General features: G+C 60.3%; 18 protein-coding genes and 1 pseudogene. 15 read left to right on the forward strand and 4 right to left on the reverse strand.

All coding sequences use genetic code 11. The annotated features are described in order from the left end of the window. Both AC27VN_RS04485 and AC27VN_RS04490 read left to right on the forward strand, forming a co-directional pair. Window positions 1-216, forward strand: a pseudogene (locus AC27VN_RS04485) (SRPBCC family protein); the annotation flags it as partial. Between the two features lie 65 nt (window positions 217-281). Further along, window positions 282-1,028 carry a hypothetical protein gene (locus tag AC27VN_RS04490; RefSeq protein WP_490875782.1) on the forward strand — a complete coding sequence of 249 codons (747 nt, stop codon included), beginning with the start codon at window positions 282-284 and terminating at the stop codon, window positions 1,026-1,028. Between the two features lie 52 nt (window positions 1,029-1,080). Here AC27VN_RS04490 and argC read toward each other — a convergent pair whose 3' ends face one another. Then, window positions 1,081-2,004, reverse strand: a complete 924-nt coding sequence (gene argC, locus AC27VN_RS04495) for an N-acetyl-gamma-glutamyl-phosphate reductase (protein ID WP_490875783.1) — start codon at window positions 2,002-2,004, stop codon at window positions 1,081-1,083. Window positions 2,005-2,238: 234 nt separating this feature from the next. Here argC and sucC point away from each other — a divergent pair, with 234 nt between their 5' ends. The 10 genes from sucC (at window position 2,239) to tfpZ (ending at window position 13,360) form a co-directional block, all read left to right on the forward strand. Next, complete coding sequence (gene sucC, locus AC27VN_RS04500; RefSeq protein WP_093351500.1) at window positions 2,239-3,405, forward strand: ADP-forming succinate--CoA ligase subunit beta; 1,167 nt, start codon at window positions 2,239-2,241, stop codon at window positions 3,403-3,405. An 11-nt stretch (window positions 3,406-3,416) separates the two neighbouring features. Beyond that, window positions 3,417-4,310 (forward strand): succinate--CoA ligase subunit alpha, encoded by an 894-nt coding sequence (gene sucD, locus AC27VN_RS04505; protein WP_093351497.1) that lies wholly within the window; start codon window positions 3,417-3,419, stop codon window positions 4,308-4,310. Between the two features lie 119 nt (window positions 4,311-4,429). Then, window positions 4,430-5,119: a TerC family protein gene (locus AC27VN_RS04510; RefSeq protein ID WP_093351495.1), complete on the forward strand. Its 690-nt coding sequence runs from the start codon at window positions 4,430-4,432 to the stop codon at window positions 5,117-5,119. Window positions 5,120-5,165: 46 nt separating this feature from the next. After that, complete coding sequence (locus tag AC27VN_RS04515) at window positions 5,166-5,969, forward strand: Stp1/IreP family PP2C-type Ser/Thr phosphatase (protein WP_093351492.1); 804 nt, start codon at window positions 5,166-5,168, stop codon at window positions 5,967-5,969. Between the two features lie 75 nt (window positions 5,970-6,044). Then, window positions 6,045-6,695, forward strand: coding sequence for an FHA domain-containing protein (locus AC27VN_RS04520; protein ID WP_093351487.1), 651 nt, complete (start codon window positions 6,045-6,047; stop codon window positions 6,693-6,695). Between the two features lie 57 nt (window positions 6,696-6,752). Next, window positions 6,753-9,014 (forward strand): CHASE2 domain-containing protein, encoded by a 2,262-nt coding sequence (locus tag AC27VN_RS04525; RefSeq protein WP_490875784.1) that lies wholly within the window; start codon window positions 6,753-6,755, stop codon window positions 9,012-9,014. 26 nt (window positions 9,015-9,040) lie between these two features. Next, window positions 9,041-9,844, forward strand: coding sequence for a 3',5'-cyclic-nucleotide phosphodiesterase (locus tag AC27VN_RS04530; RefSeq protein ID WP_093351479.1), 804 nt, complete (start codon window positions 9,041-9,043; stop codon window positions 9,842-9,844). A 221-nt stretch (window positions 9,845-10,065) separates the two neighbouring features. Beyond that, window positions 10,066-10,554, forward strand: a complete 489-nt coding sequence (locus AC27VN_RS04535; protein WP_296774845.1) for a pilin — start codon at window positions 10,066-10,068, stop codon at window positions 10,552-10,554. 122 nt (window positions 10,555-10,676) lie between these two features. Next, a complete protein-coding gene (locus AC27VN_RS04540; RefSeq protein WP_296774846.1) occupies window positions 10,677-12,617 on the forward strand; it encodes a hypothetical protein in 1,941 nt (646 codons plus the stop codon). Then, window positions 12,614-13,360, forward strand: coding sequence for a TfpX/TfpZ family type IV pilin accessory protein (tfpZ, locus tag AC27VN_RS04545; protein WP_296774850.1), 747 nt, complete (start codon window positions 12,614-12,616; stop codon window positions 13,358-13,360). The genes AC27VN_RS04540 and tfpZ overlap by 4 nt, the downstream gene beginning before the upstream one ends. On the opposite strand, the gene AC27VN_RS04550 is transcribed toward tfpZ, so the two are convergent. Continuing rightward, window positions 13,344-13,775, reverse strand: a complete 432-nt coding sequence (locus tag AC27VN_RS04550) for a divergent PAP2 family protein (RefSeq protein ID WP_296774853.1) — start codon at window positions 13,773-13,775, stop codon at window positions 13,344-13,346. The two genes, tfpZ and AC27VN_RS04550, sit on opposite strands and share 17 nt — an antisense overlap. Window positions 13,776-13,781: 6 nt before the next feature. After that, window positions 13,782-14,687: a decaprenyl-phosphate phosphoribosyltransferase gene (locus AC27VN_RS04555; RefSeq protein WP_490875785.1), complete on the reverse strand. Its 906-nt coding sequence runs from the start codon at window positions 14,685-14,687 to the stop codon at window positions 13,782-13,784. A 4-nt stretch (window positions 14,688-14,691) separates the two neighbouring features. On the opposite strand from AC27VN_RS04555, the gene AC27VN_RS04560 reads away from it, so the two are divergent. From AC27VN_RS04560 to AC27VN_RS04570, 3 genes are read left to right on the forward strand one after another with little or no spacing between them, the layout of a single operon-like run. Then, window positions 14,692-15,093, forward strand: a complete 402-nt coding sequence (locus AC27VN_RS04560; protein ID WP_296774859.1) for a GtrA family protein — start codon at window positions 14,692-14,694, stop codon at window positions 15,091-15,093. After that, on the forward strand, window positions 15,090-16,388 hold the full coding sequence (locus AC27VN_RS04565; protein ID WP_490875786.1) for an FAD-binding oxidoreductase: 1,299 nt from the start codon (window positions 15,090-15,092) through the stop codon (window positions 16,386-16,388). The genes AC27VN_RS04560 and AC27VN_RS04565 overlap by 4 nt, the downstream gene beginning before the upstream one ends. 5 nt (window positions 16,389-16,393) lie before the next feature. Beyond that, window positions 16,394-17,140 (forward strand): SDR family NAD(P)-dependent oxidoreductase, encoded by a 747-nt coding sequence (locus AC27VN_RS04570; protein ID WP_296774864.1) that lies wholly within the window; start codon window positions 16,394-16,396, stop codon window positions 17,138-17,140. Between the two features lie 142 nt (window positions 17,141-17,282). On the opposite strand, the gene AC27VN_RS04575 is transcribed toward AC27VN_RS04570, so the two are convergent. Continuing rightward, complete coding sequence (locus AC27VN_RS04575) at window positions 17,283-21,212, reverse strand: pilus assembly protein (RefSeq protein ID WP_490875787.1); 3,930 nt, start codon at window positions 21,210-21,212, stop codon at window positions 17,283-17,285. Between the last annotated feature and the right edge of the window lie 13 nt (window positions 21,213-21,225).

Here is a 21,225-nt window from a genome sequence, read left to right on the forward strand (position 1 = left end):
GAGCTCGGCGTGCTCGACCACTGGGTGGCGCCCGAGGGCGTGCCCGAGGTCTACGTGCCGTTCCGCGTCATCGACGTGGCGCCCGGCGCCTGCGAGCTGCAGTTCACGCTGCTGCGCCAGCCGCACATGGACGACGCGGCCTTCGCGCACGACGCCGAGTGGATCGCGCGCGACCTGCGCGCGCTGCAGGCGCTGCTCGAGGCGCCGGCCGGCTGAGCAGCCGGGCCCGCGACGGGCCGATGGCATGATCCGCGGCTTCATACAACGAGGAGGAGTCGCAGATGTCTTCGGAATCCACCGGATCCCCTTCACTCGTGCGCACCGGCGCCCGCGCTGGTGCCGCCTTCGTCGGCTCGGTCGCGAAGGGCGTCTTCTTCGGCGTGGTGCTCGGTGGCGGCGCCTTCGTCTATTACCTGAGCCGGTTGAGCGGTCCTGGCATTCCCGGCGCACGCGCGGGCGGCGCCGGCGCGGTGCTGGCGCTGCTGGCTTCGCCGCCGCTGCTGGTGGGCCTGCTGCTGGGGCTCTTCATCGGCGTCTACGTGCTGCTCGGCGTGTCGCAGGGCCGCACGCGCGCGATGCAGCACCTGGTGGCCGCGCGCGGCGAGGCCGTGTCGCAGCGCCTGGGCGATGCCATCGCCGGGCGCATCGAATCGATGCCGCGCACCCACGGGGCGCTGCAGCGCGTGAGCGACTGGCTCTCGGTCGATGCACTGAGCGCGCAGCTCGCGCCGGTGCTCGGCGAAGGCAAGGCGGTGCGGGCGGTGATCGCCTTCGTGGTCAACCGGCTGCCGCTCAACGAGCTGCTGGCCGAATGGCAGCAGGGCCGCGCCGCGCAAGGGGAACCGGCATCGCTTCCCACGGTGCAGGGCGGGCCCGTCGCGACGCAGGACCCGGCCTTGCGCGCGCTGATCACGCGGCGCATCCACGAGACGCTGCAGGAGATGTCGACGCCCTCGCGCAAGCCGTTCTACATCGTGCTTGCGCTGCATGCGGCGCTGCTCGGCACCGGGCTCTGGCTGGTGGGCTGAAACGAAAAAGGCGCCGGGGAGCCGGCGCCTTTCGAGTGGTGGAGGCCGCGCCTCAGAGCGACAGCATCAGCTTGAGGTTCTGCACCGCAGCGCCGCTCGCGCCCTTGCCGAGGTTGTCCAGGCGCGCGATCACCACGGCATGGCGGTGGTCCTCGTTCGGGAACACGCGGATCTCGAGCTGGTTGGTGTCGTTGAGCGCCAGCGCGTCGAGCTTGCCGTCCGCGGTGGGCGGCAGCACCTTCACGAACTGCTCGGGCGTGTTGCTCTTCGCGTAGTGCGCGGCCAGCGCTTCGTGCAGGTCGCCGGCCTTCGGCTTGCCGGGCAGCAGGTCGAGGTGCAGCGGCAGCTGGACCAGCATGCCCTGCTTGAAATTGCCGACCGAGGGGATGAACACCGGGCGCTGCGTGAGGCCGGTGTATTTCATGATCTCGGGGATGTGCTTGTGCGTGAGGCCCAGCGCGTAGGTCTCGAACAGCGGCGCCTCGCCCTTCTCGTAGGCCTCGATCATGGTCCGGCCGCCGCCCGAGTAGCCGCTGACCGAGGGCAGCGCGATCGGGAAGTCGGCGGGCAGCAGGCCCGCGTCGACCAGCGGACGCACCATGGCGATCGCGCCGGTGGCGTAGCAGCCGGGGTTGCCCACGCGGTCGGCCTGGGCCACGGCCTGCCAGTGGCCCGCCACCAGTTCGGGAAAGCCGAACACCCAGCCCGGCGCCACGCGGTGCGCGGTCGAGGCGTCGATGATCTTGGGCTTCTTGTCGGGCAGCTGGTCGATCAGCGCGACCGATTCGCGTGCCGCGTCGTCGTGCAGGCACAGCACGACGAGGTCGACGCCGGCCATGAGGTCGCGCTTGGCATTGACGTCTTTTCGCAGCTCGGGCGCGATGCTCACGAGCTCGATCTGCGGCATGTCTTGCAGCCGCTCGCGGATCTGGAGGCCGGTGGTGCCGGCTTCGCCATCGATGAAAACCTTGGCCATGGTGGGGTTGCCTGATGGAAGGGCTGGAGGAAAGGGGGCGGAAGGAGACGGCTAGAAGAAAGTACGTATTGACCGCACACGCCCGTCAGTATTGATGCGGCGCACCATGATACAGTCCGCGATTGTCCGCCGCCCCCAGCCGTCAGGCTGCCGTCGCCTGTGGACAACAGAGCCAACACCAGCCTGCCTAGATCTCCCGTTTATTCAACCTCTTCCTTCCGAGAGACATCCCTCATGAAGATTCACGAGTACCAAGGCAAGGAAATCCTTGCCAAGTTCGGCGTGCCGGTGCCGCGCGGCATTCCGGCCTACACGGTCCAGGAGGCGGTCGAAGCCGCCCAGAAGCTGGGCGGCCCGGTCTGGGTGGTCAAGGCCCAGATCCACGCGGGTGGCCGCGGCAAGGGCGGCGGCGTGAAGGTCGCCAAGACCATCGAGGACGTGAAGAAGCTGGCCGGCGAGATCCTCGGCATGCAGCTCAAGACGCACCAGACCGGCCCCGAAGGCCAGAAGGTCCGCCGCCTCTACATCGAAGACGGCGCCGACATCCAGAAGGAATACTACGTTTCGGCCGTGACCGACCGCGCCACCCAGAAGGTGGCCTTCATCGCTTCGAGCGAAGGCGGCATGGACATCGAGGAAGTGGCCCACTCCTCGCCCGAGAAGATCATCACGGTGTTCGCCGACCCGCAAGCCGGTCTGACCGACGAGCAGGCCAAGCAGATCGCCGACGGCATCGGCATCCCGGCCGATTCGACCGCGCAAGCCGTCGACATCTTCAAGAAGCTTTACACCTGCTACATGGAGACGGACGCCTCGCTGGTCGAGATCAACCCGCTCAACCGTGACGGCAAGGGCAACATCATCGCCCTGGACGCCAAGTTCAACTTCGACAGCAACGCGCTGTTCCGCCATCCCGAGATCGTCGCGCTGCGCGACCTCGACGAGGAAGACCCGGCCGAAGTCGAAGCCTCGAAGTTCGACCTCGCCTACATCTCGCTCGACGGCAACATCGGCTGCCTGGTGAACGGTGCCGGCCTCGCGATGGCCACGATGGACACCATCAAGCTGTTCGGCGGCGAGCCGGCCAACTTCCTCGACGTGGGCGGCGGCGCCACCCCCGAGAAGGTCACCGAAGCCTTCAAGATCATGCTGAAGAACAAGAATGTCGAGGCCATCCTCGTCAACATCTTCGGCGGCATCATGAAGTGCGACACCATCGCCACCGGCGTGATCGCGGCCTGCAAGGCCGTGAACCTGCAAGTGCCGCTGGTCGTGCGCATGAAGGGCACCAACGAAGCCGAAGGCAAGAAGCTGCTGGCCGACTCGGGCCTGCCGATCATCAGCGCCGACACCATGGCGGACGCGGCCCAGAAGGTCGTGGCAGCAGTCAAGAAGGCCTAAGGAACAGAGTCATGTCGATCTACATCAACAAAGACACCAAAGTCATCACCCAAGGCATCACCGGCAAGACGGGCCAGTTCCACACCGAGAAGTGCCAGGAATACGCGAACGGCAAGAACGCCTTCGTGGCCGGTGTGAACCCGAAGAAGGCCGGCGAGTCGATCTTCAACATCCCGATCTTCGGTTCGGTGAAGGAAGCCGCCACGCAGACCGGCGCCACCGTGTCGGTGATCTACGTGCCGCCGGCAGGCGCCGCGGCCGCGATCTGGGAAGCCGTCGAGGCCGACCTCGACCTCGCGATCTGCATCACCGAGGGCATCCCGGTTCGCGACATGCTCGAAGTGCGCAACAAGATGAAGGCCAAGGAAGCAGCCGGCGGCAAGAAGACGCTGCTGCTCGGCCCGAACTGCCCCGGCCTGATCACGCCCGACGAGATCAAGATCGGCATCATGCCCGGCCACATCCACCGCAAGGGCCGCATCGGCGTCGTGAGCCGCTCGGGCACGCTGACCTATGAAGCCGTGGCGCAACTGACCGAGATCGGCCTGGGCCAATCGTCGGCAGTCGGCATCGGCGGCGACCCGATCAACGGCCTCAAGCACATCGACGTGATGAAGGCCTTCAACGACGACCCCGAAACCGACGCCGTGATCATGATCGGCGAAATCGGCGGTCCCGACGAAGCCGACGCCGCCCGCTGGTGCAAGGACAACATGAAGAAGCCGGTGGTCGGCTTCATCGCTGGCGTGACCGCGCCTCCCGGCAAGCGCATGGGCCATGCCGGCGCGCTGATCTCGGGCGGTGCCGACACGGCCGAGGCCAAGCTTTCCATCATGGAAGAGTGCGGCTTCACCGTGACGCGCAACTTCTCGGAACTGGCCAAGCTGCTCAAGGGCAAGCTGTAAGCCACGGCGTTCGCGCCCAGCAAGGTCCGTAAAGAGACCTCACACGCGCAAGAAAGAACAAGACGCCCGCAATCCGATTGCGGGCGTTTTTTTCACAAAAACAAAGCGGGATCAGAGACATGGAACTTCTTCAAAGCACGGACTTCTGGATCGGCCTGATCAAGATCGTCTGGATCAACATCATCCTGTCGGGCGACAACGCCGTGGTGATCGCCATGGCGGCGCGTTCGCTGCCGCCCGAGCAGCAGAAAAAAGCGGTGCTCTTCGGCTCCGGCGCGGCCGTCGTGTTGCGGATCGTGCTGACGGTGGTGGCGGCCAAGCTGCTGGCGCTGCCGTACCTGCAGATCGTCGGCGGCCTGCTGCTGCTGTGGATCGGCCTGCAACTGCTCGGCGAGGAAGACGAGGGCGACGGCGACTCCAAGGAGTACGGCAGCATGATGGCGGCCGTGCGCACCATCCTGCTGGCCGACCTCGTGATGAGCCTGGACAACGTGATCGCCGTGGCGGCCGCCGCGCAGGGCAGCATGGTGCTGCTGGTGCTGGGCCTGGCGATCAGCATCCCGCTCGTGATCTTCGGCAGCACGCTGATGATCAAGCTGATGGAGCGCTTCCCCATCATCGTGATGCTGGGCGCGGCGCTGATCGGCTGGGTCGGTGGCGAGACCATCGTGAGCGACGTGTCGCTGCGCGAGGTGCTGGCGGCCAACCCCTGGCTGCACTACGCCGCTGCCGCGGCCGGTGCGCTGTTCGTGGTGGCGGTGGGCAAGCTGCTCCAGCGGCGCGCCCACGCGGCCGCGGCGCAGCACTGACGGCGGAAGCCACCACCGGGCTGCCGCTTCGCCGACACTTGCGACCATGGTAGGTGTCGGCACTTCCCTCTTCTCGACCCGTCCCCCGCTCTCGTGGGAGTTCGCGGCGCTGACCGACGTCGGCCGCGTGCGCGCCCACAACGAGGACGCGGTCCATGTCGATCCCGTGCTCGGGCTGGCGGTGCTGGCCGACGGCATGGGCGGCTACAAGGGCGGCGAAGTCGCCAGCGCGATGGCGGTGTCGCTGGTGCATGCGAACTTCCGGCGCTGGTACGTGCAGGCCGGTCCGCAGGCGCCGGCCCGCGTCGTGCGGCGCGCGCTGCAGGCCGCGACCGACGAGGCCAATGCCGCCATCCTCGACGGCAGCCTGACCAATCCCAACCTGCAGGGCATGGGGACCACGCTGGTCCTGGCCGCCTTCGGGCCGCACCGCGTGATGGTGGGCCACATCGGCGACTCGCGCTGCTACCGGCTGCGCAACGACAAGCTCGAGCAACTCACGCGCGACCATTCGCTGCGCCAGCAGCAGCTCGATGCCGGCGCCATCACGGCCGAGGAAGCGCTGTCCTCGCCCAACCGCAATCTCGTGACCCGCGCCGTCGGCGTCGAGGCCCAAGTCTTGCTGGAAATGCATGAACACACGGCCAGGCCCGACGACCTCTATATGCTGTGCTCCGACGGGCTCAGCGAAATGGTCCCAGACGCCCAGCTTTTCACGCTTCTGACGAGACAAGACGGTGGTATTGAGTCCAAGGTATCACTTTTGGCAAACATCGCCAACGAAAATGGCGGACGGGATAACATTTCTGTCATCCTGGCCCGGGCCAGCCTGCCACGCGCGGCGGCCTGACGCAGGCGATGGGGCGGCGGATGCATCCGCCGCGTCGTCGTCGGCCCCGCGACAATTGCAATCAGGGAGTCGGCAGTGCCGAGAATGAGTATCTCGATCGATGGTGTCGTCATTCGGGAAGTGACGCTCGCGAAGGACCGTACCACCCTCGGGCGGCGCGCCTACAACGACATCGTGGTCGACAATCTCGCGGTGAGCGGCGAGCATGCCGTTCTGACCCTGCGCGGTGGCGATGTCCAAATTGAAGACCTCAACAGCACCAACGGCACCTACGTCAATGCAGTGGCCGTGCAGAAGCGGACGCTCAAGGACAACGATGTCATCGAGGTCGGCGGCTGCCGCATCCACTACCGCGCGCGCAGCGTCGCGCCCGCGGCCGGCACGCCGGTCCAGGTCGTCGTCGGCACCGAGTCTTCCGCCCCCATTCCGCTGTCCGCCGCGCCCACCGAATCGGGCGCGCTGGTCGAGCTCGGCGTGCCGGTGCTGCGCGTGCTGGCCGGCGAGAACGCCGGGCACGACCTGCCGCTGCAGAAGGTCGTCACCACCGTCGGCAAGCCCGGCGTTGCCGTCGCGGTGGTCACGCGCCGCCGCCAGGGCTACGTGGCGGCGAGCGTCATGGGTGCCGTCCTGCTCAACGGCGAGCCGCTGGGTGTCGAGGCCGTCGCGCTGCACGAGCGCGACCTGCTCGAGCTCGGCACCCTGCGCCTGCAGTTCGCACGGGTCTGAGCCGCGGGTCTTCCGTCGGCGAACCGGCCCCGATTCCGACCCCGGTTCCGGTCGATCATGAGTGCATTGCGGCGCCATTGGGCGCGCATCGCCGTCACCCTGCTGCCCGTGCTGCTGGCGCTGGCGCATGCCACCGGGCTCTGGCATGCCGGCATGCTCGAGCGCCTCGACCACCTGATCTACGACGTGCGCCTGCGCGCCACCATGCCGGGCACCTTCGATCCGCGCATCGTGATCGTCGACGTCGACGACGCGAGCCTCGCGCGCCAGGGGCAATGGCCGTGGCCGCGCGACAAGGTGGCGCGGCTCGCGACCGAGCTGCTGTCGCACCAGCAGGCCAAGGTCGTGGGCTTCGACGTCATGTTCGTCGAGCCCGATCGCAGCTCGGGCATCGACCGGCTGCGCGAGCTGGCGGACGGCCCGCTGCGCGGCATCCCGGGGCTCGCCGGCGAGGTCGAGAAACTCGCGCCCTCGCTCGACAACGATGCCGTGCTGGCGCGCACGCTCGCCGGTCGGCCCGTGGCGCTCGGCTACTACTTCACGCAGGCCGAAACGCCGCGCGCCCGCGGCGCCTTGCCCGCCACGCCGCTGTGGCCCGCCGACGCGCTGCCCGCGAAGGAGGGCTACACCACGCACTGGAACGGCTTCGGCGCCAGCCTGCCGGTGCTCGCGCAGGCCGCGCCCAGCGGGGGCTTCCTCAACACCCTGGTCGGCGAGAGCGATGACGGCGTGATCCGCAGCGTGCCGCTGATCGCACGCTACGACGGCGACCAGGCCCGGCCCGGCTACTACGAGTCGCTCGCGCTGGCCGTCTACCGGCTCGCCAACGGTTCGCCGCCCGTGGTGCCCGCACTGGTGCCCGACAGTCCGGTCGCGCAGCTCGAGTCGCTGCGCATCGGCGAACTGCGCGTGCCGGTCGATCGCAACGCCAGCGTGCAGGTGCCGTTCCGCGGCCCGGGCGGAAGCCGCGGCGGCTCGTTCCGCTACGTGGCGGCCGCCGACGTGCTCGAGGGCCGGCTCGCGCCCGAGGAGCTGAAGGACAAGATCGTGCTCGTCGGCGCCACCGCGCCGGGCCTGCAGGATCTGCGCGCCACGCCCGCGGCACCTTCCTTCGCCGGCGTCGAGGTGCATGCCAACATCGTCTCGGCGCTGCTCGACGACCGCCTGCTCGCCGTGCCCGACTACGCGCCCGGCTACGAGGTGCTGACCGTGTTCATCGCCGGCATCGCGCTGGCCATCGGCCTGTCGCTGCTGCCCGCGCTGCGCGCCGTGGCCTTCATGCTGGCCGTGGCCGCGCTGCTGGTCGGGCTCAACACCTGGCTCTACGTCGCCCACGGCCTGGTGCTGCCGCTGGCCTCGACGCTGGCCATGGTCGCGCTCGCCTTCCTGCTCAACATGAGCTGGGGCTACCTGGTCGAATCGCGCGCGCGCCGCGGCCTCGTGCAGCTCTTCGGCACCTACGTGCCGCCGCAGCTCGTCGACGAGATGCTGGAGCGCCCCGGTCACTACAGCATGCGCGCCGAGAGCAAGACCATGACCGTCATGTTCTGCGACATGCGCGACTTCACGCGCTTCTCGGAGCAGATGTCGCCGGCCGAGCTGCAGGCCTTCCTCAACACCGTGTTCAGCCGCCTCACCGACGTCATCACCGCGCACCGCGGCACCGTCGACAAGTACATGGGCGATTGCGTCATGGCCTTCTGGGGCGCGCCGCTCGAGACGCCCGACCACGCCAGCCTCGCCGTCAATGCCGCGCTCGACATGGCCGAGGCCGTGCAGGACCTCAACCGCATCCACCGCTCCATCGGCCGGCCCGAGATCAGCATCGGCATCGGCCTCAACAGCGGCGTCATGAGCGTGGGCGACATGGGATCGGCCGCGCGGCGCAGCTACACCGTGGTCGGCGACGCGGTCAACCTGGCCTCGCGCCTCGAGGGCCTCAGTGGCCACTACGGCGTCGAGATCGTCGCCAGCGGTGGCACGCGCGAGTTCGCGCCGGCCTATGTCTGGCAGGAGCTCGACAGCGTGTTCGTCAAGGGCCGAGCCCAGGCCGTCGCCGTGTTCACGCCGCTGGCCGTCGCCCTGGACGAAGCCGACGTCGTCGCCGTGCGCGAGGCGCACCGGCTCGAACGCTGGGCCGAGGTGCTGGCCGCCTACCGGCGCCAAGACTGGGCCTTGGGCCGAAACTTGCTGGACCCCCTCCTCGTGGCCGATGCCAAAAAAGTCCTTTACCAGCTCTACGCGCAGAGATTAGCCTCGATGGCGTTGCGTCCCCACGACCCGTCGTGGGACGGTGCGACCCGGTTCGAAACCAAATGACAGACACAGACAAGGGGTCTCTCACAATGCAGGTTCGTGTGCTGGGTTGCTCGGGCGCCATCGCCAAAGACTGCCGCACCACCTCTTTCCTGGTCGATACCGACCTGCTCGTCGATGCCGGCACCGGCGTCGGCGATCTCACCCTCGAAGAAATGGCCGGCGTCGACGACATGGTGCTCACGCACTGCCATCTCGACCACATTGCCGCCCTGCCCCTGATGCTCGACGCCGTCGGCGGCCGTCGCACCCGGCCGCTGCGCGTGCATGCGCTGCGCGCCACCATCGAGGCGCTGCGCGCCCATGTCTTCAACAACATCATCTGGCCCGATTTCGAGAGCATCCCGAGTCCCGAGGCGCCCTTCGTCACCTTCCACGACATCGCCGTCGGCCAGACCCTGCTGCTCGGCAGCGCCACGCCCAAGCGCATCGAGGTGCTGCCGGCCGTGCACACCGTGCCCGCCTGCGGCTTCGCCGTGAGCCGTGCCGACGGCGGTGCCCATTGGGTCTTCAGCGGCGACACCGAGCGCAACGCGCCGTTCTGGGACCGCGTCAACGCGCTCGAGGTCGCGATGCTCGTCATCGAGACCGCCTTCAGCAACCGCGAACAAGCCTTGGCGGAACGCAGCCTGCACCTGTCGCCCACCATGCTGGCCGACGAGCTGGCTCACATCGAGCCCGGCAAGGACTACCCGATCTACATCACCCACACCAAGCCGGCCGAAACCGAGGAGATCATGAGCCAGATCGAATCGCTGGCCGGCCGGCAGGTCCCGGGGCTCGCGCAGCGGGACATCCGCTGGCTCAAGGCGGACGGCATCCTGACCTTCTGAGCCCGGCCGCGCGGCCGGGATGGCATGACAAATTTGTCACCATGTGTCGCATCTTGATACATCTTCTGTCACACGCAGTAACGCCAATGTGGTCAGGGGTGACGCGTTAGGTCGCTGACGGGGCGGCAAAACGGGTGGCACGGATGCTGCGGAAGGTTCCACGCTCCGGGGGGAGGACTCCCGGGAGTGACAACCAACCCAACCAACCTGGAGTTAGTGAAATGAACCGTCGTTCCATCGCACGCAATGTGCAGAAGGGTTTCACCCTTATCGAATTGATGATCGTTGTGGCGATCATTGGTATCTTGGCGGCTGTGGCGCTGCCGGCTTATCAGGACTACGTGACCCGTGGTCAAGTGACCGAGGCCGTGACCCTTGGCGGTGGCCTGAAGCAGCCGCTGGCCGAGTACGGCGCGGACAAGAATGCTTGGCCCACGCTGCTCGTCTCGCCAATGGCAACGCCTTCCGCAGGGCAGCTGAATGCGAACCTCATCGGTAAGTACAGCACCGTTGCCGATTCGATCAGTGGTGCCTATCCCGCAGGTACGATTACCGTTGGCATGACGGCGGGTAAGGCCAGCGGTGGCACCCTGACGTTTGTAACGGCCAATGGTGGCAGCACCTGGGCTTGTGGCACTGCATCGGTTGATGGCGTGGCTGGTACTTCCTCCATCGAAGTCAAATACCTGCCGAACGCTTGCAAGCCCTGATAAAAGATTTGAATTCTTTGATCAAAAGCGAGCCCGAAAGGGCTTGCTTTTTTTTTGCTTTACTGGCGTAAGTGCAAATAACCTTGGACTGCAAGAATCAAAATGAAGAGATGGGAGTGTAGATGAAGGCGCTATGTCAATGGGTAAAAAGCCACCAATTTTTTGCGGCAACAATAATGTTGCCGCTGTTAAGCGTTGCACTTTATTGGCAGGTTTTGGGTTTTGAGTACGTCTGGGACGACAACCTGCTCTTTTTAGACAAGTCAGCGCTTTTAAATGATGCTCTCAGCTGGAGGTTGCTTGCAGAACCAGTGCTCCCAGGTACAAGCTACCTCAGACCCTTAGTGTTCTTGACTTTATATGCCGAATTCCATATTTTTGGTCAAAAGCCGCTGGTGTCGCATGTAATTAATCTCTTGATTTATACGTGCAATGTATGGCTCGTATTTTATGTTTGCAGACAGCTCTTGATGCAATTGAGGCGGCAACATTGCACATCACTAGCTTTTTTAGCTGGCGTTGTTTATGCAGTTCATCCGGCGCTCGTGGAGACGACAGCTTGGGTTGCGGGTCGATTCGACTTGATGTCAACATTCTTCATTCTGGCGGCGATTGCGATTTATACCTATAAACCCGGCTCTCCGAGTTTGCCGCGTTCGATTTTCGCAGTCACTTTGATGGCGGGAGCCCTTTTAAGCAAGGAGTTGGGCGCAGTCTTGCCCATGGTGCTGTTGTGCATTTGGCTCGCGATCCAAGGGAAAGGGCGTTCGTGGATGGGGCGCAACGGTCTTGCCAAGGAAGTGCTCATTCAAAATCGGTACCTGTTGCTGTTGTCGGCCGTGATTTTTGGGGCATATGTTATTTTGCGCAAAAATTCCGCAGGAGGGATATATCACAGCACCATGTCGGTCGAATATATTCGCGACGTAATAATTCAAGGATTGACTCCACTCGAAGCGCTGAAGTTTTATGCTGTGAAGATTTTCTTTCCATTCAGTTCGATCAACCCTTTGCATCCCGCCTACGAGCTGAAACCACATGGCATTCCGGAGATGGTAGCGAGCGTTCTTGTCGTCGGCGCGCTACTTTTTCTGTCCCTTCAGTGTTTAAGGAACAAAAGCCCGGCTGCATGGGTTTTTGGGGCCGGAATGTTTTGTCTGCTTCCTGTACTTCACTTCATTCCTTTGAGCACAGGAGGAAATATTGGGCACGAAAGATTTCTGACGGCGCCATTGGCATTCTTTTGCATTTCGATGGTGTTGGTGGACTATAAGTCGCTGATCGAATTCACCGGCTTGAGAGGTCAATTTGCAAATCGATGGCTTTTGGTTGCCGCGACGGGATGGATTTTTATAGCTCTCCTCACAACGTATACAGTCCTGCCCATATGGTCTTCCGATCTTCGGCTTTGGAATTGGGCGTATCATAAACATCCCAATTTTTTCTTTGCTCAATACAATTACATGTATGGAGCGCTCAAGGCAGGTCGAGCCGATCTGGTGGAAAAAGAAATTAATTTCGTGAGGGAAAGGGACGGAGGGCTAGATGTTCCCGATCAAATTATCTATGCAAACCTGTTGCTGCGAAAAGGGGATCCCGAAAGCCTTGATTATCTTCGAGGGATAATGTTCGCTCTTCCAAAATTCCATGAAATGAAAGATGGAGAACGAAAAGTACTCGGCATGCCTGTCCCAAAAATTGGCATTGCAGGTGTATACGGAGATTATGCGCTTGGGCTGATGATGTTTAAGGGCGATGCCGTCTCTGCACTTAAATATAGCAAGATCGCTGAGTGGTATTTGGCTGAAAGTGAAAAAATTGCCTTATTTTACCCGAGAGTGGCAATTCTTCTTGCGCTTGGACGAGACAGGGATGCTCAAGATCTTTTCGATAGCTTGGAGCCACTGTTTTATTCAAAAAAAGAGCGGCTTAAAAAAGACCCTGCATTGATTCTCGAAAAATATTGCAAGGCCTCTTCTGGCGAGGATGCTTCCAGATGCCGCGACCTTATAGAAAAGGCGAAAAAAATGGCGGAAAAAAGCGCAGGCGCTGAGATTCCATGATGAGTTTTATTGTCAAGAATAAGCTGAGCGCTGTCGGTTGGCAGATTACGTACTCATCTGTTTTCTTGGCGGTTGTTTATTTCTTTGTGTTTTTATTGTGGTATCCCCACCCACTAGAGAAAACGGCCGAGGTTGTAAAAGTTTTTGGCGTTTTGGCGCTGGTGAATTTGGTGCTCGGGCCAGCGCTTACGTTTGTTTTGTATAAAGAGGATAAGAAAAAGCTGGTTATTGATTTGTTGGTGATGTTTTTATTGCAATTGATTGCGTGCGCATATGGAGTATTTGTTCTTGCCCAAGGTCGGCCGCAGTGGCTCGTGTTCGTGGTCGACGACTTCGAAGTTGTACGCCCAGTAGATGTCGATCTTAAAGGGCACGACAGGCTCAACGCCGAGATGGTGGCTTCCTTTTTTCATGGCCCCAAGGTGGTCGCAGCTGTGTACTCCGGTGATCAAGAAATTCGGCTAAAGCAAAAGCAAGACGAGTTGATTTTGGGAAAAAGCTTTGCTAAAGAATTAGAGGCCTATCAAGTGCTTGCGACCCAAGCAGCCAAGATAAGAGAAAAAGCGCGCAAGCTTGTTGACTTGGAGCAGTTCAACCCAAAGCAGGATGTAGCGGCCACCCGAATGAAGTGGGCTGCAGCAACCGGATGGTTACCGCTCAAGGGTAATCAGAGGGATATGGTGATTCTTCTCAATAAAGAGGGCGCGGTCATCACCATAGCCGATCTTAGACCTTGGAATTGATCAAGGTTGTAATGATTACTGCGACCGATATACCGACGAAAATTCCGGCTCCGACTTCGATGCAGCTATGGCCCATTCGCTCACGCAACGGCGTGGTTCCAGTCGAAGGGTTATCCAGCTTGTTGAGGAGAGCCGCGTGCTTGCCAACCTCGCGGCGCAAGCTGGTGGCATCTAGCACCACAATAAATGCGAGCGCGAGCGCTACTCCGAAGGCTGGATGATCGAAACCCTGTTTAAGGGCCACCAGTGCTGCGACACTGGTTACGATCGCGGTGTGATTGCTTGGCAACCCGCCGTACCCAATCAATCCAAAAGCTAGTTTGCGAGCTCGAACGCTATTGATGACAAGCTTTAACGTTCCCGCAACCAGCCATGCCAAAAATGGGGTGAAGAGGTATGAAAAATCAGTTCTCATGGTGGTTCAGGCACCGTTTGGCCAAAGTGCCCAAACGCATGCAGCAATCCAAAGCAACACCGTCAATATCAGCTGCCAATCTGCGAGTAATGCATCTGTGGGAGACTCCCCGCCGTCCAGTTTTTCCACCACGTACCAATATCGAAACAATCCAAAGAGCACGAGCGGCACTGTGAACACCAATTGCGGCCGAGCCGACATAACAAACATGCTATAGAAGACAAGTGCCCCAGTTGCAGACATTTCTGCGTAGCGATCAACCAGCGATAGTGAATATTTTTCTAGTACTTTTCGGCCGTCGATTCCGCTGAGGCTCAACTCCTGTCGGCGCTTGATTGCCGCCAAGTATAAAGCGAGGCACAGGGTAGTAACGAACATCCAACTCGAAACAGGAACAGACAGCGCCATGGCGCCTGCGTAAACGCGCAAAACGAAGCCAATGGCAATCGAAAAAATATCCGCAACCGGCTGGTGCTTGAGCACAAAGGTATATGCAATATTGAGCGCCATATATGCTGCAATCACGAAAACAACTCTGGGCGCCCAGAACCAAGCGGTAATTTGTATTCCATAAAGAACGATAAGCAGCCCAATTCCCACGGAAACTGAGGTTGCTCCCGAAGCAAGTGGCCGAGTCTTCGATTTTCTAGGATGTTTGCGATCTCTTTCTATATCGTGAATATCGTTGATGATGTAGGTGGCCGAAGAGCCAAGGCAAAAGAGGATTGCAGCCAAAAAAGCTGCCGCCACCGAATTGAGATTGGTGAATTCTCCGGTAAAAATAAGCGGAGCCAAAACAAACCCATTCTTGACCCACTGCTTGGGTCGCATAAGAGAAATGAGTCCGCGTACCTGCATCATGAAAGGCGAGAGCAAAGGTGATTCATGCATGGAAAATTGAGGGAGCGACATTAAAATGAATTTGGTAGTTGCTTACATGTTCTTTGCACTGGTGGCGACTGTTGCGAACATCGCATCGCAAGAGGTTGCAATTCTGAAATACGACGGGCCCTTCAGTATCCAAGTCTCCATATTTTTTGGTACTGCCGTGGGATTGTTAGTGAAGTACTTTTTGGACAAAAAATACATATTCCGATTTCAAACGCATAGCACGAAACATGGTGTCAAAGTCCTCATTCTCTATGTTTCAATGGGTTTGTTGACAACTGCTATTTTCTGGGGGTTTGAGTTTGGCTTCCATGTTTTTTTTGCTTCCCGTGAAATGCGCTACCTTGGAGGCGTCATTGGGTTGTCAATTGGTTATGCCGCAAAATATTACCTCGACAAGCACTATGTGTTTAGAAAGGAGAACCCATGAGGCGCGTCTCGTCTTGGGGACGACTTTCTCGTGATTTGCATGAAGTTGTGACTATCCGCTCGCCCAGCGATGCTGCGTCCGTGCTCACTCGGCACCACCCAGGGATCGCGTATGGCGCGGGGCGAAGCTATGGCGACGTCTGCCTTAATGCTGGCGGCCTGTTGTGGAGCACTGAAAGCCTCGATCATTTAGTACATTTCGACGAAAAAACAGGTCGATTACGCTGCGAAGCTGGAGTGTTGCTGCGCGATATCCAACAGCTGGCCACCCCCCGCGGCTGGATGCTGCCTGTCACTCCCGGAACGCAGCTGGTCACAGTAGGGGGGGCAATCGCAAATGATGTCCATGGAAAAAACCACCACGTGCAGGGCACTTTCGGAAATCATATTAGATGGCTGAAATTGATTCGCACTGATGGTGAGATCATCGAATGTGGACCGTTTGAACGTCAAGATTGGTTCGCTGCGACCGTGGGGGGCATGGGTTTGACTGGTCTTGTGCTAGAGGTCGAAATTCAACTTCGCCACGTGAGCGGCCCTTGGATGGATGTGGAGACCCTTTCCTATGAAAGCTTGGATGAATTTTTTACCCTGGCGGATTCCTCTGAAAAAGCGTGGGAGCACACGGTTTCGTGGATTGACTGCGCCGGATCAAAAAATGGCCGAGGACTATTCATGCGGGCGAATCATGGGCAAGAAAAAAATCGCGTGACGGTATCAAAGAAAAAGATATCCATGCCTTTTACTCCACCAGTCTCTCTCGTCAATGGGGTAACACTGCGCTCCTTTAATGCAGCCTATTTCCACTTGAGGCGAATAAAGCCGGTTCAAACTGTCGCGCACTATGAGAGTTTTTTTTATCCCCTGGATAATATCGGGGGGTGGAATAAAATTTACGGACCTCGAGGTTTCTACCAATACCAGAGCATCGTGCCTCGGGCTTTGCAGGGTGAGGCAATCAAGGCCATGTTGAATGAAATTATCAAATTCGGAGAGGGTTCTTTTTTGGCCGTTCTAAAGACGTTTGGCGATCGAATTGCCCCTGGAATGCTGAGTTTTCCTGCTTGCGGTGCGACACTGGCCTTAGACTTTCCCAACCGCGGTGCCCGGACTCTATCTCTTTTCGATCGCCTCGATTCGATAGTACGTGAAGCGGGTGGGCGAATCTATTGTGCAAAGGATGCTCGCATGTCACGCTCTTTGTTCGAGGCAGGCTATTCGCGTTTGCCGGATTTTTTGAGTTACCGGGATCCAGGAATCAGCTCTGCGATGTCTCGGCGCCTGATGGGATATTGAATTCAATGTTCAGAAAAATAGTCATTATCGGCGCGACGTCCTCCATCGCCGAGCATTGCGCAAGAAATTGGGTCGCGACGGAGAGCGTAGATCTGATACTGGTGGGCCGAGATTTGCAGCGCGTTGAACGGGTAGCGGCAGATTTGCGCGTCAGAAGTCCCACATCCCGAATTCGATCGGTTAAAGCGAATTTTTCGACCCCCGACGCTATTTTTGATACGGTTCACGCGTTGGTCACCGAATCCGTTCCCGATATCGTTCTCATTGCTCACGGCTCCCTGCCGGATCAGAAGGCTTGCCAACATAACCTTCAGCTGGTGAATGAAGCTTTGGGTATCAACGGCATCTCTTCCGTGCTTTTTGCGGAAGCCTTCGCAACATCGATGGAGGAAGTCGGCCACGGGACGATTGCGATCATCGGATCGGTTGCGGGTGATCGTGGTCGAAAAACCAATTACATCTATGGCGCGGCCAAAGGGCTCGTCGCCCGATATGCCGAGGGGCTACAGCACCGTCTTGCCGCAAAGGGTGTGATTGTGGTTCTTATCAAGCCGGGTCCAACGGATACGCCCATGACTGCAGATCTAAAAAGTCGAGGCGCGCGGCTCGCTTCGGTCGAAAAAGTTGCAAAAAAAGTCGTGGAAGGCATCCATTCTGGGCGCAGCACGATTTACGTTCCAGGAAAATGGCGATGGATCATGCTCGTGATTCGAAATTTGCCTGCTTTTGTTTTCAACAAGTTGAATATTTAGTTTCGTTTTATCGGATTGAAATTTTCAATAAATCGAGGCTAAATTCGCATCCGATTCAGAGGGTGAAGAGTGCGAATTGGAACTTTTCAAGTTTCAAAACTAAAAAATGGGTGAGTAGAATTGCGTCCAGCGGTCTGAGGGATTATTGCGTGAGTTCACGCCACGAAGTCCGCTGCGGCGTGATGCTTGAACTCGTGCTCGACGGCGTCCTCACCAGCGAAGTCGTGCCATCACTGAGCTGCCGCAAAAGCCGTAGCGTTCCATCTGCCAGCTTCACGAAACTCTGCCCCACGATCACGGAATTGGCGCTAACAAGTGCTCCGGCCTTGTTCTCCAGCGCGGCGCCACTGGCCGTGTTCAACAGGTAGTTCCACGAGCTACCACCGGAGCTGCATGCATCACCGGTAGGGATCGCTGTGGAAATCGCGAGAACGCTGCCTTGGAGCGCGATATCGACGAAGACGCGCTCACCTGACTGAGGCAGATCTACCTTCCAGCCGTTCTGCGTCGTCCAGTTGACCGGGTTGCTAGTGATCGCGGCTTCATTGTTCGATACGGTGAGGGTTTGCTGCACCAGCGTCGTACCGGCCCGCACGTCGCCGAGGCCCGTGCTCGCGAGCGAATCCTTGATGGCATAGATGCTCTGCTGAGTCGTGTTGGTGATGTCGCCCGTGCTCATGTAGCGCCCGGTCCCGACGACGATGACCGGCTTGCCGTTCACCTGCGTCAAGCGAGGGCGCGTGGTAATGGGTTGCGGTGTCGTGCTATTGATCAGGAACTGGGCCAGCAGCATCGCGGAGTTGTAAGGCTGCGTCGCGCCATCGATGTCGAAGCGCCAGAGATTGCCCAGTTCATCGCCGCCATAGAAGCGCCTGGATGTATTGTCCGATTCTTGGTCGATCCATCCGTTGATCTTCGACAGTCCGCTCGGCGCGGAGGTACTGCCCACGCCCGTGCTGATGTCCGCGCGAGCTCTCGCGCCGGTGTTGGCGTTGAGCACGAAGAGCCGACCCACCCCGTCGCCAGGGCTGACGTTGTTGTAGCCCGACGCGAACGCCACGACCCATGTGCCATCCGCGCGCTTGGTGATGACGGGATTGCCGAAAGTCAGTCCCAGGTTGTCGTCGGTGAACTCCCACAGCGATCGCGGATTCTGCGGGTCCGTGATGTCGAGCGCGTAGTAGCCGCGCCCGCCCTTGCCCATGCCACCGACGAGAATCGTCTTCCAGGCGTTGCCCACATAGATGTCGCCGACCACCGGGGCACCGTCGACCATGTAGTTGTGCTTGTTCGCATAGTTCGAATCGGCCAGGCGGTAGAGATTGGGCACAACGGTCGTGGGCACGTAGGCCCACAACTCGGCGCCGCCATCTGTCGTGTCGGCGGAGATCGCATGCAGCATGCCATCATTGGCTGCCACATAGATCATGGGCTTGCGATTCCTGTTGTTCCGCACAAAGTCGGTGTAGCCCGCATCTGAATAGCCGAAATCCGGTTTGCTCACATATCTTGGGGCGCCGTTGATGATGTCGCCCAGCACCCCTGCGCGAACGCGATACAGCGCTGCAGTGCTGCCGATCGCAGTGTTCGCTCTTTCATTGCTGCGGTCGCCACGGAGAAAGTTGACCAGGCTTGTTGAACTGTTGGCCAAAGCTTTGTCAGCATCGCTCAAGGTCTGACACTGAGTCACCCCTGTGTGGCTTGCGTTTCCGCACAGGTTGAAGTGATCGCCTAATCCATCGGCGGTGAGATTGGCGGAGGTGAACGCGCCCAGCGCACTGGTACTTGAGCGGCGGTAGTAGATGGTGCGCGCGGTGTACGTCGTGCCGGTCAGTTTGGTCTGCGCCGACCATGTGGGGTTGGCACTGATCGTGGCGTTCGTGCCGTCCAGCGAATAGGCCTTCAGGTCCCCCGTCCAGGTTCCGGTCGTGTAGCTCGCGCTATAGACCTGATTGTTGTCGCCCGCCACGAGTTCAAGCGTGCTGGTCGTTGCGGCGGCGGAGGAACCCGTCACTTCCTGGATGGCGCTCACCACTCCGCTGATGGCTTCCGCAAGCTGCGTTGCATTGAGCGCCGAGTAGTACTGGCCACGACCGTTCACTGCGGCATGCCAGAGATCGTCGATGTTGCGGGCGTCGCCGGAGTTGCCCGAGATGTTGGCGGTCTCGGGGACGGGCCAGTTGGTCGTGCCATTCGTCAAGTCGACATAGGACCCCGAGGTCTGCGTGAGGTAGTTGCGGTCGTAGGTCAACGTACCGCTCACGCCCAGGCCGATGGTGAACGTGGTCATGTGCTGATGTCTCGCCGTATCGCGGCCAGATGTCGGAACGATGTCGCTGCAGACGTTTTGCGAGATTCCCGAGCTCGTCGAAGTGCAGTTGGTTGAGCGCAGGTCTGTCTTGTAGTAGTACGCGGCCACGTCAGCCAGGGAGTTCGAAGATCCCCCGGTGGAATTGGTAGTCGAAGTCACGGTGGAGTAGACAGTCCCTGGTCCCGCGCTCGAAGCAGCCGTGAGTTGTGGAGACGTTCCAGGAAGTACATAGGTGCCAGCTCGACAGGTGCCGCTGTTGTTCGACGGCGCTGCGGCCTCGGGCGTCCATGTGATGTTGTCGGCGGATGTCTGGTCCGTGGCCCGCACCCTGTAGGGGCTGTTATTGTTGTTGCAGTTGTTGGCCCCTCTGGTGCCGACCTGATAGGCCGTTCGGCTGTAGGTAGTGGTCGTCGTTGTGCCATCGAACAGGGGCCTTGCCTCCGTGCTGTCCTGATTGCCCACGTTGTTGCCATCCAGATCGAGGGCGGTGTAGCTGTTGCCTTCCGTCGCGCCTGGAGAGCCGCCCTTGTTCCAGTAACCATCGGTGGAGAGCAGCACGAAATTGCGTTGGCAGGCGTATTGGACCGGGTCGTTGGCTTCGGTCTGGCCGGAGAGGCGACGTCCGTAGTACCGGCCGATCTTGGAAAGCGCGCCGCGCAGAGGCGTACCGCCCGCTGCCGCTGCGGCATACAGCTTGGTATAGAGCGTCGTCTTCTGATCGCCGGTGAAGTCGCCAACGGGTTGGAAGCCATCGGACGTCGTCACCGTGGTGCTGCTGTTGATGGTCGAGAAGCCGAGGCGGTAGCCGTCGTCCAATGCCGCGAAAGCGCGGCCCACGGCCGTGCGCATCAGCAGGGTCCGGGTGCGGTAATACGAGTACCAGTTCGCGTAGTTCTGAGCTTCGCTCGATGTGCTGATGACGGTGAAGGTGTCGAACAGCGCGGTGCCCGAAGAGCTGCCGGTCTTGTAGTTGCACTCGTTGTAGAACGTGTCCTGGACCACGTCAGCGCTGGTGTACCGCCAAGCCATCTTGGCCCTCGTTCCCTTGTACTTGTAGTACACACTCCCCGTGAGGCGACTGAGCGTCCAATCCTTCGTGGCAGCCGTGCCGGTGGACTGGGTCACGTTGAGCACCATCGTGTACGTGAAGGTGCCAGAACCCGTGGTGGTCAGCGTGGTAATCGTCCCGATCATGGTGGCGCCCGACGACGTTACGGACACCAGACTCCCGACATCGATTCCCAGGTCGCTTTTGTAGGAGGTGCCGCTGAAGATGAAGGTCTTGCTTCCAGTGCCCGGGGTGATGTTCGCGGTCGTGGTCAGGGTTCTGCTTGCCGCCACCCCATTGAGATTCGTGGTGCTGCTCGACGAGCTGAAGCCGTCCTGCTTCGCCGCCGTGAAGGAGCTGTTCACCATCTCCGCCCCGGCCGCATCGAGCGGCGGCTTGTAGGTGATGCTCGGATCGTAGGCAACGCCGTTGCACTGCGCGCTTCTGAATCCGAAGGTGCTCGTGTCGCTCATCTCGTCGGGCATGTACTCGCGAGCCATACTGCCCGAGTCGTCAAGCACGAACATCAGGTTCGGCTTGGCGTGTGCGTTGGGACTGGTGATCAGCGGTACATCGGAAATCTCCGTGGCATCGCTGCGAACGGTGAAACCCACTGCGCCCAGCATCGTCAATGCCGCGGCAGCGATGAGGCCGATCTTCCTGCCGCTAGCACGAAGAGGGTTCCGGAACGTGGACGAGAATTGATTTGGCATGGTTGCGACTCCC

This window comes from Variovorax sp. 20P10.2.4 (genome assembly GCF_058244205.1).

Coding starts and splice junctions, on each gene's coding strand:
- AC27VN_RS04490 (WP_490875782.1), top strand. CDS start 282: ATGTCTTCGGAATCCACCGGATCCCCTTCACTCGTGCGCACCGGCGCC.
- AC27VN_RS04570 (WP_296774864.1), top strand. CDS start 16,394: ATGTTCAGAAAAATAGTCATTATCGGCGCGACGTCCTCCATCGCCGAG.
- AC27VN_RS04565 (WP_490875786.1), top strand. CDS start 15,090: ATGAGGCGCGTCTCGTCTTGGGGACGACTTTCTCGTGATTTGCATGAA.
- AC27VN_RS04540 (WP_296774846.1), top strand. CDS start 10,677: ATGAAGGCGCTATGTCAATGGGTAAAAAGCCACCAATTTTTTGCGGCA.
- argC (WP_490875783.1), bottom strand. CDS start 2,004: ATGGCCAAGGTTTTCATCGATGGCGAAGCCGGCACCACCGGCCTCCAG.
- AC27VN_RS04560 (WP_296774859.1), top strand. CDS start 14,692: ATGAATTTGGTAGTTGCTTACATGTTCTTTGCACTGGTGGCGACTGTT.
- tfpZ (WP_296774850.1), top strand. CDS start 12,614: ATGATGAGTTTTATTGTCAAGAATAAGCTGAGCGCTGTCGGTTGGCAG.
- AC27VN_RS04530 (WP_093351479.1), top strand. CDS start 9,041: ATGCAGGTTCGTGTGCTGGGTTGCTCGGGCGCCATCGCCAAAGACTGC.
- AC27VN_RS04535 (WP_296774845.1), top strand. CDS start 10,066: ATGAACCGTCGTTCCATCGCACGCAATGTGCAGAAGGGTTTCACCCTT.
- AC27VN_RS04515 (WP_093351492.1), top strand. CDS start 5,166: ATGGTAGGTGTCGGCACTTCCCTCTTCTCGACCCGTCCCCCGCTCTCG.
- AC27VN_RS04555 (WP_490875785.1), bottom strand. CDS start 14,687: ATGTCGCTCCCTCAATTTTCCATGCATGAATCACCTTTGCTCTCGCCT.
- sucD (WP_093351497.1), top strand. CDS start 3,417: ATGTCGATCTACATCAACAAAGACACCAAAGTCATCACCCAAGGCATC.
- AC27VN_RS04575 (WP_490875787.1), bottom strand. CDS start 21,212: ATGCCAAATCAATTCTCGTCCACGTTCCGGAACCCTCTTCGTGCTAGC.
- sucC (WP_093351500.1), top strand. CDS start 2,239: ATGAAGATTCACGAGTACCAAGGCAAGGAAATCCTTGCCAAGTTCGGC.
- AC27VN_RS04510 (WP_093351495.1), top strand. CDS start 4,430: ATGGAACTTCTTCAAAGCACGGACTTCTGGATCGGCCTGATCAAGATC.
- AC27VN_RS04525 (WP_490875784.1), top strand. CDS start 6,753: ATGAGTGCATTGCGGCGCCATTGGGCGCGCATCGCCGTCACCCTGCTG.
- AC27VN_RS04550 (WP_296774853.1), bottom strand. CDS start 13,775: ATGAGAACTGATTTTTCATACCTCTTCACCCCATTTTTGGCATGGCTG.